Raw genomic sequence first — 11,675 nt, 5'->3', positions numbered from 1 at the left:
CACTTCCTCTAACGCACGAAAACTTGAGTCTGTTCCGCTCAACTCTGTCCGGGCGCGACCGCGCTCGCCGGCAACCGCGAGCCGAGCGCGCCCAGCCCCGCCACGGCGACGCCGGCACACGCCCCCACCAGCACCCAAGGTAACCAGTCGGCGACCGAAAACAAGGACACCACGGCGGGCGCGATCACCTGCGCCACGGTGAACGCGTACTGGTACGCAGCGAGATAACGCCCGCGGGCCACCGGAGGTGCCGCGGCCTCGGCGAGTGCCCCCGAGCGCGGCCCGAAGACCAGGTCGCCGGCGGCGAACACCAGCGTCGAGACGAGCAGGTACACCACGCGCCAGGCCTCGGGCACGAGCAGCACGCCCAGGGTGACCAGGCACCACGCGGAGAACAGGGCCGAGCCGGCGCGCATCGCCGCGATCCGCGTCAGCCGGGCGGTGAGCCGCAGCGCCAGCGTGCCGCCGACGCTGGTCAGCACGGTCAGCAGGGCGAGGATCGCGCCCGGCAGCCAGGCCGGGCCGTGCAGCCGGTCGAGCACGAACACCGGCGTGCCGATCAGGAAGAAGTCGAGCGAGAGCCCGAAGAGGCCGCTGAAGACGATGAGGCCGAGGTACGGCCGGTCGCGCAGGACGCGGACCGACCGTTCGCAGACCGGCCGGTGCGGCCGCGCGAGGCGGACGAAGGAGGCGAGGATCGACGCGGCCACCAGGAACGTGACCACGTCCACGGCGAGCGCGATGCGGTAGCCGTCGTTCCCGAGCCACGTCAGCATCGCCCCCGCCGAGAGGCCACCCAGGCCGAAGGAGGCGGCCCGCGCCATCCCCGCTTCGGCGAACGGCCGGTCCTTCGGGCCTTCGCCCGCGACGTCGGCGATGAGCACGAACAGCGAGCTGTAGAAGAGCTGCTGCCCGGCGGTCAGCAGGACGGCCGCGACCACCACCAGGCCCGCGCTGTCGGCGACCAGGTACGCACCCGCCCCGGCGGCCTGCAGCAGCTGGGCCCCGATCACCACGGCCCGCGGCCCGACGCGGTCGACGAGCCGGCCGGCCATCGGCGGCACGACGAGCCCGCCGACGGCGCCGAGGGTGACGGCGGTGCCGGCCACCGCCAGTGGCACGCCGACCACCTGCGTCACGTAGACCAGCGCCAACGGGAGGAACAGGCCCGAGCCGAAGTTGTCGATCCCCAGCGCGCACAGCAGCGCGACCCGGTCACGCGTCACCCACCGACGGTAACTCTGGGGAATGCCGTCAAGTCAGGACCGAACGGACACTTTCCCCAGGGCAAAGAGACACTTGCGGTGGCCCTTCCCGGCCGGTGTCACTTGTTCGTGTCAGCCAGGCAGGCGTCGCTGCCGAGCGCGCGGCGGAGATCGGCGTTCATCTCCGCCAGCCGCGCGGTGAGGTCGGTGACGCGCTGGTCGTCCCAGTCGCCGAGCGCCTTCTCCATGAACTCGACGTAGTTGGCGCGCCAGCGGGTGAGTTCGGCCCGGCCCTTCTCGGACACGCTGACCAGCGACGCCCGGCCGTCTTCGGGCGCGGGACGGCGGTCGACCAGGCCGGCCGCGGACAGCTGGGCGATCTGCCTGCTCACGACCGAGAGGTCGACGAACCGGCGCTTCGCCAGCTCGGACGGCCGCGTTTCGCCGTTCTTCGCCAGGTCGGACAGCAGCATCGCGGCCGCCGGGTGCAGCCCGGGCTCGCTCTGCCAGGCTTGCATGATCCAGGCGTGCTGGAGCTGGGAAGCGGTCTTCAGCTCGCGCATGAGCTCGACCCGGACGTCGTCGTCGGTGTTGTCGAAGCCCGCAGACACCCCTGACACCTCCCTTAGTTGTGCCATACAAGTATATTGCCGGACGCTTGCTCGGGACAACCATCTCTCCGGTGAGGTCGCCCACGCCTGACCGGGCGCAATACACCCGGTCGGAGCAACAATGCGGGCAAAAGGGCGGTCGACGGCTACCCTGCGGACGGGCGCTGCGCGTAGCGCCTTCCAGTGACGTTGAGTGACGAGGTGGCAGCAGTGGCGAAGGACCCAGGAGGCGGTCCCCGACCCGTGAACAACCTCTCATGACCGCCGATGCCGTCAGCCCGCTCCCCAGGTCTTCGGCCCCGCGGGAGGCCCCCGCGGCCGTGACCGCGATGGTCCGGCTCATCCGGGACAGCTGGGCCAGGTCCGAGCCCTACATCGCGGACATCTCGCAGTTCTTCTACGGAATGCTGTTCACCCTCGCCCCGACCACCCGCGACTTCTTCCCCATCAACATGGAGATCCAGCGCGGCAGGCTGGTGCGCGCGCTGGTGCACATCGTGCAGATGGTCGACCGGCCGGACGACCTCGCGCCGTTCCTGCGCCAGCTGGGCCGCGACCACCGCAAGTTCGGCGTGGTGCCGCGCCACTACGAAGCGGTCGGCACCGCGCTGCTGGCGTCGCTCAAGAACCACCTCGGCCCGGCGTGGACGCCCGAGGTCGAGCGCGCGTGGGCCGAGGCGTTCACCATCGCCGCGCGGGCGATGCAGGACGCCGCCGCGGCCGACACGAACCCGCCGTCGTGGTCGGCCACCGTCGTCGAGCACCGGCGCCTGACCTGGGACCTCGCCCTGGTGCGGCTGGTGCCCGACCAGCCCGTGCCCTACCACCCGGGCCAGTACGTGAGCGTCGAAGTGCCCCAGCGGCCACGGCTGTGGCGCTACCTCTCGCCGGCGAACGCGCCGCGCGAGGACGGCGGCATCGAGTTCCACGTCCGCGCGATCGACGGCGGCTGGGTCTCCCGCGCCATCGTCAGCCACACCCAGCCCGGGGACGTCTGGCGGCTCGGGCCGCCACTGGGCCGGATGACGGTCGACCGGGAGGCGTCGCAGGCCGTGCTGATGGTCGCCGGGGGGACCGGCATCGCGCCGCTGCGGTCGATCCTCGACCACCTCGCGCTGTGGGGCGAGAACCCGAAGACCCACCTGTTCTACGGCGGCCCCGCCCGCGAGGACCTCTACGACCTCGAAGAACTGCGCGCGCTCGCCGCGACGAACCCCTGGCTGACCATCACCCCGGTCGTGGAGCGCGGCGGCGACGTCCCCGGGTTCGAGCAGGGGACGCTCGCCGAGGCCGTCACGCGGTACGGCTCCTGGCCCGGCCACGACATCCTGGTGTCCGGCTCGCCGGCGATGATCCGCGCGACCGTGTCGCGCATGCTGGTCGCGGGCAGTGCGCTGGACCAGATCCAGTACGACCCGTTCACGATCGACTAGCCGCTCCCGGCGCGACGGCAATCCGCCGTCCGGTGAATGAATTCGTTATGCTTCGGAAATCGGTAACCCGTAACGGATGAATCCGACGTCGTGATCATTCTTACGCTGCGACAGACGGGGTTGACCGGGCGTACCTGAATTGCTCCGTTCGAGCGGGAAGGCGCGCAATCACGCGCATCTGCACGGGAATTCGCCTACAGTCGGGAACCCTCGGGGGCGGCACCGCCACAGCGACGCCGCATGCACGGCGCAGAAGCCTTGGCACGACTGGAGATTACCGTTCCCGATGAGTGCTGAATCCGTGAAGATCTCCACCATGCCCGAGACGCTTCCCGTTTCGGCTGTGGAAGGTCGAGAGATGGCCCGGTTGATTCGTGAAAGTTTTGCGGAGGTCGAATCGAAAGCAGATGAGCTGGCGCAGTACTTCTACGGTGCGTTGTTCGTGGTCGCCCCCGATTGCCGGGATCTGTTCCCGGTGACCATGACGACGCAGCGGAGCAGGCTGCTGCGCGCGCTGGTGTACGTGGTGCAGATGGTCGACCGGCCCGACGAGCTGGTCACCTTCCTGGGGCAACTGGGCCGCGACCACCGGAAGTTCGCCGTCGTCTCGCGCCACTACGACGCGGTCGGCGTCGCGCTGATCGCCGCGTTGAAACGATTTCTCAAGGAGAAGTGGACCGCCGAGGTGGAATCGGCGTGGACCTCGGCCTACGGGCTCATCGCCAAGACGATGCGCGAAGCCGCCCAGGCGGAGACGGGGCCGGCGTCGTGGTCGGCGACCGTGCTCGAACACCGGAAACTCAGCCGCGACGTCGCGCTGGTGAAGGTGCGCACCGAAGGCCTCCTGCCCTACCGCGCCGGCGGGTACGTCAGCGTGGAGGTGCCGCAGCGGCCGCGGTTCTGGCGGTACCTCTCCCCGGCCAACGCGCCGCGCGGCGACGGCCAGCTCACCTTCCACGTGCGCGCGGTGCCCGGCGGCTGGGTCAGCGGGAGCATCGTCAACCACACCAAGCCGGGTGACGTCTGGCGCCTCGGGCCGTCGATGGGCGTGCTGAACGTGCGCCCGACGTCCACGAAGCGGCGGCTGCTGATGATCGGCGGCGGCACCGGGATCACGCCGCTGCTGGCGATCCTCGACGACCTGTCCCGCTGGAAGCGCAACCCGCCGGTGCACCTGTTCTTCGGCGGACGTCGGCCGGAGGACCTGTACGCGCTGGAGGAGCTGCGCCGGCTGGCCACGACGTCGAAGTGGCTGACGGTCACCCCGGTCACCGAAGAGGGCGCGCTGGCCGGCGGCGACCGCGGCACGCTCGCCCACGCCGTCACCCAGCGCGACACGTGGCGGAACCACGAAGTGCTCGTTTCCGGTTCGCCGCCGATGATCCAGGCGACCGTCGCCAAGCTGCTGGCCAGGGGGATCGATTTGGAACGAATATCCTACGACCCCTTCACCCTGGACTGAGGTTTGTCCGGAATGCGCTGAGGAACTCTCAGCCTCCCGCACCGGACCGGTGGTTTCTCGCTATCTTCGCCGATATGGAGATGACTATTCCGGTTTCGGACGGCACCATCGGCGGATACCTGGCGGAGCCCGCCGGAACGGGCCCCCACCCGGGCGTGGTGCTCATCCACGACGCGTTCGGGCTGAGCCAGGACACGAAGAACATCACCGACCGCTTCGCCCGCGAGGGCTACCTCGCGCTCAGCCCCGACCTGTATTCGCGCGGGGGCATGCGCCGCTGCGTGCGCCGGGTGTTTTCGGACATGTTCGCCCGCCGCGGCCGCTCCTTCGACGACATCGAGGCGGCCCGCACGCTCCTGGCCGGGCGCGAGGACTGTTCGGGCCGGATCGGCATCGCCGGGTTCTGCCTGGGCGGCGGCTTCGCGCTCGTCGCGGCGGCACGCGGGTTCGAGGCGTCCGCGCCGTACTACGGGCAGCTGCCGAAGAACCTGTCGGTGCTCGACGACGCCTGCCCGATCGTCGCCAGCTTCGGCAAGAAGGACTTCGGGCTGCGCGGCGCGGCGGCGAAGCTCGAGACGGCGCTGACCGAGCGCGGCATCCCGCACGACGTCAAGGAGTACCCGGACGCCAGCCACGGGTTCGCCAACAAGATCGACACGGCGGCCCCGGTGAACCTGCTGCTCAAGGTGGTCGGCTTCACCTACCACCACGAATCGGCCGAAGACGCGTGGCGCCGAGTGACGTCCTTCTTCGGCGAACACCTGCAGCAGCCGTCCCGACCTTCGCACTGAGCCGATCAGAGCAGCGAAACCGTCGAACGGCGGTAGTTCGTTGACCGTTGTGCCCGAATCGCCTTATGGTCTAGACCACATCTCCCCCGGATGTGCGCGCTCGTCCTCCCCTGCCGGAACAACGCTGTTCCCCTTCGAGGAGCCGAAATGACCTGGAAAAGAAAGCTCTTCGCGGCCGCGGCCGGCGCCCTGCTCGCGCCGGTGCTGGTCGTCGTCCTCCCCGCCACCTCCGCGAGCGCACACGGTTACGTGTCCGACCCGCCCAGCCGGCAGGCCAACTGCGCGGCCGGGAAGGTCCCCAACTGCGGGCAGATCGTCTACGAACCGCAGAGCGTCGAAGGCCCGAAGGGGCTGCGCAGCTGCAACGCCGGCCTGTCGCAGTTCGCCGAGCTGGCCGACGAGTCGAAGCCGTGGCCGGCCAAGTCGGTGGGCAGCACGGTGACGTTCAACTGGGTGTTCACCGCCCGGCACGCGACGTCGAACTACGAGTACTACGTCGGCAACACGCGCGTCGCGGTGTTCAACGGCAACAACCAGCAGCCGCCGTCGACGCTGTCGCACACGGTGAACCTGGCCGGCTATTCGGGCCGGATCAAGGTGCTGGCCATCTGGAACATCTCGGACACGGCCAACGCCTTCTACAGCTGCGTCGACCTCCAGGTCGGCGGGGGCGGCACCACCCCGCCGCCCACCACGACCACGACGACCCCGACCACGACGACCCCGCCGCCCACCACGACGACCACCACCCCGCCCACGGGTGGCACCTGGGCGGCGGGCACGGCGTACAAGGTGGGCGACGTCGTGACGTACGGCGGCGCGAGCTACCGCTGCATCCAGCCGCACACGGCGATCGCGGGCTGGGAGCCGCCGAACACCCCGGCGCTCTGGCAGCGCCAGTGAGAGTGGTCCTGGCCGTCGTCGCGCTGCTCCTGACCGGCTGCGCGACGACGGCCCCTCCGCAACACAACGCGGCCGACGTGATGTTCCTGCAGATGCTGATTCCCCAGAACCAGCAAGGGATCGAGATCGTCCGGCTGGCTTCGGCCCGCCCGGTCCCGGCGGCACTGAAGGAGCTGGCGGCGGCGATCGAGGTGACTCAGCAGACCGAGGTCGACGACATGCGGCGCTGGCTCCGCGAGTGGAACGAGCCGGAGACCGTGGCCCCGCAGGCGCACGCCGGCCACGGCGGCATGAAGATGACTTCACCGGACCTGGTGGGAGCGTTGCGGACCGCCTCGGACGGCGAGTTCACCCGCAAGTTCCTGGACGTCCTGACGGGCCAGCAGCAGGGCGCGGTCGAGCTGGCCCGGACGGAGAACGGAACCGGCGGCGGGGTGAACGCCCAGGCGCGGGACCTGGCGCGGCGGGTGATCGAGTCCCGGACCGCCGAGGTCAAGCAGCTGCTGAACGTCAAGGCGTGATCCCGCGGCGGTGAGCGGCCGGGAGGGGCTGCTCACGCACGAGGGCCTCCCCGGTCCATCCGGGGAGGCCCTCGTCGTTCAGTTCGTCAGCGGCGCTTGGGCCGCCAGACCACCATCGCCGTCTGCTGGTTGAGCGGCACCAGGTCCCGGCGGTAGGACGCGTGGGCCGCCGCCGTCGCCTGTTCCGCGGCCACGTACGCCGCGGCCAGTTCTTCGGTCAGCTCGGTGATCCGGGCCCGCAGCGCGTCGACCTGGTTCTCCAGCTCGATGATGCGCTTGATGCCGGCCAGGTTGACACCGTCCTCCTGCGACAGGCGCTGGACCTCGCGCAGCAGCGCGATGTCCCGCATCGAGTAGCGCCGCCCGCCGCCGGGGGTGCGCCCCGGTGAGACCAGGCCCTGCCGGTCGTACGTGCGCAGCGTCTGCGCGTGCATCCCGGCGAGCTGGGCCGCCACCGAGATGACGAACACCGGGGTCTCCTCATCCCCGTCCTGGGGAATCCCGCCGAACACCACTCTCACCTACCTTGCAGCAGCTCGGTGATCTCGGGCCGGGGGTCGTGCCCGGCCATCGCCTCGGCGTACGCCTCCAGTGCCTCGCGCGCCTTGTCGTCCAGTTTGGCGGGAATCGCCGCCTGGAGGGTGACGAGCAGGTCACCTTGCGAACCGTCGCGCTTGGCGATGCCCTTGCCACGCACGCGCAGCACGCGTCCGCTCGCGGTGCCCGGCGGCACCTTGAGCGAGACCTTGCCTTCCAGCGTCGGCACCGTGATCGTGGTGCCGAGCGTCAGCTCCGTGAAGTCCACCGGCACGGTGATCGTCAGGTCGAGCCCCTTGCGCCCGAACAGCGCGTGCGGAGCCACGTGCACGCGGACGTACAGGTCGCCCGCCTGCGCCCCGCCCCGGCCCGGCTCGCCCTGGCCGGCCAGCCGGATGCGCTGGTCGTCGTCGACGCCCGGCGGGATCCGGACGGTCAGCGTGCGGGTGCGCGTGCTGATGCCTTCACCGCCGCACTCGGGGCACGGGTCGTCGATGATCGTCCCGCGGCCGCGGCAGTCGCGACACGGCTCCGAGAACGCGAACGCGCCCTGGCTGCGGCTGACCAGCCCCGAACCGGAACAGGTCGGGCAGGTCCGCGGCGAGGTGCCCGGCCGGGCCCCGTTGCCGTTGCAGGTCGCGCAGGTCGCCGGGCTCGACAGCCGCAGCGGCAGGGTCGCGCCCTTGACCGCCTCGACGAAGTCGATCCGGACGTCCGTCTCGACGTCGGCACCGCGCTGCGGCCGGTTCGCCGTCGCGCCCGCCGACGACCGGCCGCGGCCGAAGATCCCGCCGAGGATGTCACCGAGGCCGCCGAAGCCGCCCTGCTGACCCGCGCCGGCGCCGGCCTGGCCGAAGATGTCGCCCATGTCGAAGCTGCCGCCACCGCCGCCACCGGGGAAGTTGAAGCCGCCCCCGCCGCCGAACAGCCGCCGCGCCTCGTCGTACTCCTTGCGCTTGCTCGCGTCGGAGAGCACGCCGTAGGCCTCGGAGACCGCCTTGAACTTCTGCTCCGCCTGCGCGTTGCCGGCGTTCGCGTCCGGGTGGTTCTCCTTGGCCAGCTTCCGGTAGGCCTTCTTGATTTCGTCCGCGGTGGCGTCGGAGGAGACGCCCAGCTCACGGTAGAAGTCCTTACCGATCCATTCCCGTGCACTCATCGGGCGTCTCCTCCTCCCACTGGGTTTCTCCTACTGCTGCTGCTCATCGGCTCCGCCGCCGAGTGGCAGCTCGCCACTGGCGGACGGGGCCGCGCCGGGCTCGTGGTCGGTCACGCCGACCAGCGCCGCCCGCAGTACGCGGTCCCCGAAGCGGTACCCGCGGCGCATGACCACGGTGACCGTCGGGCCCGCCACGTCCGGCGAGGTGTTGTGCTGCACGGCCTCGTGCACGCTCGGGTCGAAGGCCTCGCCCTCGGTGCCGAACGACTCCAGGCCCGCGCGCTGCAGGCCGCTGATCAGCTTGTCGCCGACGGCCTTGAACGCACCGGTGAGGTCGCCGTGCTGCTCGGCCCGCTCGAGGTCGTCGAGCAGCGGCAGCAGGTCGTTGACCACGGTCGCCTTCGCGCCGATCACGACCGCCTCGCGGTCGCGCTCGACCCGCTTGCGGTAGTTGGCGTACTCCGCCTGCAGGCGCTGGAGGTCGGCGGTGCGCTCGGCCAGCTCCTTCTCCACGTCGGAGACGACCGCCACCGACTCGTCCACAATGGACTCACCCAGCGAGGGGCCCGCGTGCTCCACGGGCGCCTCGTCGGGGTCCGGCGCCGCGTGGGCCGGACCGGGCGGGCGGACCTGCCCGGTCTGGGGGTCCACCCGACGACGGTCCCGCACGACCACCGGCTCCTCGGGGCCTCGGCCCTGGTTCTCGGATTCGTCGTAGCTGTGGGTCACTTCTTCGGGTCCTCTTCGACGATCTCGGCGTCCACCACGTCATCGGCCTTGGCCTGGCCGCCGGCCGCACCGGCGTCCCCGGCCGCACCCGCGGCACCCTCGGCGCCCGGCTGAGCGGCGTTCGCGTTGGCGTACAGGGCGGTGCCCAGCTCCTGCGAAGCGGCGTTCAGCTTCTCGATCGCCTCGCGGATCTTGGTCGAGTCCGTGCCCTTGAGCGACTCGTTGGCCTCGTCGATCGCGGACTTGACCTTGCCCTTGAGGTCCTCGGGCAGCTTGTCGTCGTTGTCCTTGACGAACTTCTCGGTCTGGTAGACCAGCGTCTCCGCCTGGTTGCGGGTCTCCGCTTCCTCGCGGCGCTTCTTGTCTTCCTCGGCGTGGGCCTCGGCGTCCTTGACCATGCGCTCGATGTCGTCCTTCGGCAGCGCGGAGCCACCGGTGATCGTCATCGACTGTTCCTTGTTCGTGCCCAGGTCCTTCGCGGTCACGTGCACGATGCCGTTGGCGTCGATGTCGAAGGTGACCTCGATCTGCGGCACGCCACGCGGGGCCGGCGGGAGACCGGTCAGCTCGAACATGCCGAGCTTCTTGTTGTGCGCGGCGATCTCGCGCTCACCCTGGAACACCTGGATCTGCACCGACGGCTGGTTGTCGTCCGCGGTGGAGAAGATCTCCGAGCGCTTGGTCGGGATCGTGGTGTTGCGCTCGATGAGCTTGGTGAAGACGCCACCCTTGGTCTCGATGCCGAGCGACAGCGGCGTGACGTCCAGCAGCAGGACGTCCTTGACCTCGCCCTTCAGCACACCGGCCTGCAGCGCGGCGCCGACGGCGACGACCTCGTCCGGGTTCACGCCCTTGTTCGGCTCACGCCCGCCGGTCAGCTCCTTGACCAGCTCGGCGACGGCCGGCATGCGGGTGGAACCACCCACGAGCACGACGTGGTCGATGTCGCCGACGGAGATGCCCGCGTCCCGGATGACGTTGTTGAACGGCGCCTTGGTGCGGTCGAGCAGGTCCGAGGTGATCTTCTGGAACTCGGCGCGCGAGAGCGTCTCGTCGAGGAACAGCGGGTTCTTGTCCGCGTCCACGGTGATGTACGGCAGGTTGATGCTGGCCGAGTTCGAGCTGGACAGCTCGATCTTCGCCTTCTCCGCCGCCTCGCGGATGCGCTGCAGCGCCATCTTGTCCTTGGTCAGGTCGATGCCGTTCGTGGCCTTGAACTTGTCGACCAGCCACTTGACGATGCGCTCGTCCCAGTCGTCACCACCGAGGTGGTTGTCACCGGAGGTGGCGCGGACCTCGACGACGCCCTCGCCGATCTCCAGCAGCGAGACGTCGAAGGTGCCACCACCGAGGTCGAAGACCAGGATGGTCTGCTCCTTCTCGCCCTTGTCCAGGCCGTACGCCAGCGCGGCGGCGGTCGGCTCGTTGACGATCCGGAGCACGTTCAGGCCGGCGATCTGCCCGGCCTCCTTGGTGGCCTGCCGCTGCGCGTCCTCGAAGTACGCCGGGACGGTGATGACGGCGTCGGTGATCGTCTCGCCCAGGTACGCCTCGGCGTCGCGCTTGAGCTTCATCAGCACGCGCGCGCTGATTTCCTGGGAGGTGTAGTTCTTCCCGTCGATCTCGGTCTTCCAGTCGGTGCCGATGTGCCGCTTCACGGACCGGATGGTCCGGTCGACGTTCGTGACGGCCTGGTTCTTCGCCGGCTGGCCGGTCAGCACTTCACCGTTCTTGGCGAAGGCGACGATCGAAGGGGTGGTCCGGGAGCCTTCCGAGTTGGCGATGACCGTCGGCTCGCCGCCCTCAAGGACGGCGACGACCGAGTTGGTCGTGCCGAGGTCGATGCCGACCGCTCGCGCCATGGTGCTTCCTCCTGTGTACGGCTGCTATGTTCGTGACCTGCAGGTTCATTCTCGCCTTGAGCGAGGCCCTGGCAAGTTTTATCGGGCCTTCACGAGCCTCGTCAAGCCGGACTTGAGTCGACTGCGCTCAACCTCTGTACCCAGCCTAACGAGACGGTTCGGGTTCTTGTTCCCGGGCCCGGCACCCGACCGGTGTGTGACGCCGCTCACTCAGCGGGCGACCGCCGTGACCAGCGGCGCAGCCCGCGACACGGCCACGCGACCTGCCGCGGCCCTGGCGCCACCGAGGGTCGGCCGCCGGCGCCGGCAGCCTCTCCGGCGGTCGCCAGACCCGCCCGAGCGGGCCACCAACCGCCGCCAGGCGGTCGCCGAGCCCACCCCCAGCGGCCCGCTTAACCGCCACCAGGCTGCCCGGCCGCAGCCGGGACCTGCCCGAGCACTCCACCGCGGCCATCCCCGAGCACC

11 protein-coding genes are annotated in these 11,675 nt (G+C 70.2%); 5 read left to right on the top strand and 6 right to left on the bottom strand.

The features are described 5' to 3' along the window. Window positions 1-38 precede the first annotated feature (38 nt). Window positions 39-1,226: an MFS transporter gene (locus tag ACWEGE_RS12715; RefSeq protein ID WP_449660552.1), complete on the bottom strand. Its 1,188-nt coding sequence runs from the start codon at window positions 1,224-1,226 to the stop codon at window positions 39-41. Window positions 1,227-1,324: 98 nt separating this feature from the next. Then, window positions 1,325-1,768, bottom strand: coding sequence for a MarR family winged helix-turn-helix transcriptional regulator (locus ACWEGE_RS12710; protein WP_449660613.1), 444 nt, complete (start codon window positions 1,766-1,768; stop codon window positions 1,325-1,327). Between the two features lie 305 nt (window positions 1,769-2,073). Here ACWEGE_RS12710 and ACWEGE_RS12705 point away from each other — a divergent pair, with 305 nt between their 5' ends. From ACWEGE_RS12705 to ACWEGE_RS12685, 5 genes are all read left to right on the top strand, one after another. Beyond that, window positions 2,074-3,249 (top strand): globin domain-containing protein, encoded by a 1,176-nt coding sequence (locus tag ACWEGE_RS12705; RefSeq protein ID WP_449660551.1) that lies wholly within the window; start codon window positions 2,074-2,076, stop codon window positions 3,247-3,249. 358 nt (window positions 3,250-3,607) lie between these two features. Further along, complete coding sequence (locus ACWEGE_RS12700; protein ID WP_449660550.1) at window positions 3,608-4,711, top strand: globin domain-containing protein; 1,104 nt, start codon at window positions 3,608-3,610, stop codon at window positions 4,709-4,711. A gap of 74 nt (window positions 4,712-4,785) precedes the next feature. Then, on the top strand, window positions 4,786-5,502 hold the full coding sequence (locus ACWEGE_RS12695; protein ID WP_449660549.1) for a dienelactone hydrolase family protein: 717 nt from the start codon (window positions 4,786-4,788) through the stop codon (window positions 5,500-5,502). Window positions 5,503-5,649: 147 nt separating this feature from the next. After that, on the top strand, window positions 5,650-6,405 hold the full coding sequence (locus ACWEGE_RS12690; RefSeq protein ID WP_449660548.1) for a lytic polysaccharide monooxygenase: 756 nt from the start codon (window positions 5,650-5,652) through the stop codon (window positions 6,403-6,405). After that, complete coding sequence (locus ACWEGE_RS12685) at window positions 6,402-6,926, top strand: DUF305 domain-containing protein (RefSeq protein WP_449660547.1); 525 nt, start codon at window positions 6,402-6,404, stop codon at window positions 6,924-6,926. Before ACWEGE_RS12690 ends, ACWEGE_RS12685 begins: the two co-directional genes overlap by 4 nt. Before the next feature lie 86 nt (window positions 6,927-7,012). Here the strand turns inward: ACWEGE_RS12685 and ACWEGE_RS12680 are convergent, their stop codons facing one another. Genes ACWEGE_RS12680 through dnaK form a run of 4 tightly spaced genes read right to left on the bottom strand, consistent with a single transcriptional unit; the run spans window position 7,013 to window position 11,210 of the window. Continuing rightward, entirely contained in the window at window positions 7,013-7,438 is a 426-nt protein-coding gene (locus tag ACWEGE_RS12680; RefSeq protein WP_449660612.1) for a heat shock protein transcriptional repressor HspR, read from the bottom strand. A 5-nt stretch (window positions 7,439-7,443) separates the two neighbouring features. Next, entirely contained in the window at window positions 7,444-8,619 is a 1,176-nt protein-coding gene (dnaJ, locus tag ACWEGE_RS12675) for a molecular chaperone DnaJ (protein WP_449660546.1), read from the bottom strand. Between the two features lie 30 nt (window positions 8,620-8,649). Then, a complete protein-coding gene (grpE, locus tag ACWEGE_RS12670) occupies window positions 8,650-9,348 on the bottom strand; it encodes a nucleotide exchange factor GrpE (protein ID WP_449660545.1) in 699 nt (232 codons plus the stop codon). Next, complete coding sequence (gene dnaK, locus ACWEGE_RS12665; RefSeq protein WP_449660544.1) at window positions 9,345-11,210, bottom strand: molecular chaperone DnaK; 1,866 nt, start codon at window positions 11,208-11,210, stop codon at window positions 9,345-9,347. The genes grpE and dnaK overlap by 4 nt, the downstream gene beginning before the upstream one ends. Between the last annotated feature and the right edge of the window lie 465 nt (window positions 11,211-11,675).

The sequence above is a fragment of the Amycolatopsis sp. NPDC004747 genome (assembly GCF_053601335.1).
This window is presented reverse-complemented; position numbering and strand designations above follow the sequence as displayed.

What these genes read in the sequence shown, in the direction of transcription:
- ACWEGE_RS12710 (WP_449660613.1), bottom strand. Translation starts at nt 1,768, where the DNA reads ATGCGCGAGCTGAAGACCGCTTCCCAGCTCCAGCACGCCTGGATCATG.
- ACWEGE_RS12690 (WP_449660548.1), top strand. Translation starts at nt 5,650, where the DNA reads ATGACCTGGAAAAGAAAGCTCTTCGCGGCCGCGGCCGGCGCCCTGCTC.
- dnaK (WP_449660544.1), bottom strand. Translation starts at nt 11,210, where the DNA reads ATGGCGCGAGCGGTCGGCATCGACCTCGGCACGACCAACTCGGTCGTC.
- dnaJ (WP_449660546.1), bottom strand. Translation starts at nt 8,619, where the DNA reads ATGAGTGCACGGGAATGGATCGGTAAGGACTTCTACCGTGAGCTGGGC.
- ACWEGE_RS12705 (WP_449660551.1), top strand. Translation starts at nt 2,074, where the DNA reads ATGACCGCCGATGCCGTCAGCCCGCTCCCCAGGTCTTCGGCCCCGCGG.
- ACWEGE_RS12695 (WP_449660549.1), top strand. Translation starts at nt 4,786, where the DNA reads ATGGAGATGACTATTCCGGTTTCGGACGGCACCATCGGCGGATACCTG.
- ACWEGE_RS12700 (WP_449660550.1), top strand. Translation starts at nt 3,608, where the DNA reads ATGGCCCGGTTGATTCGTGAAAGTTTTGCGGAGGTCGAATCGAAAGCA.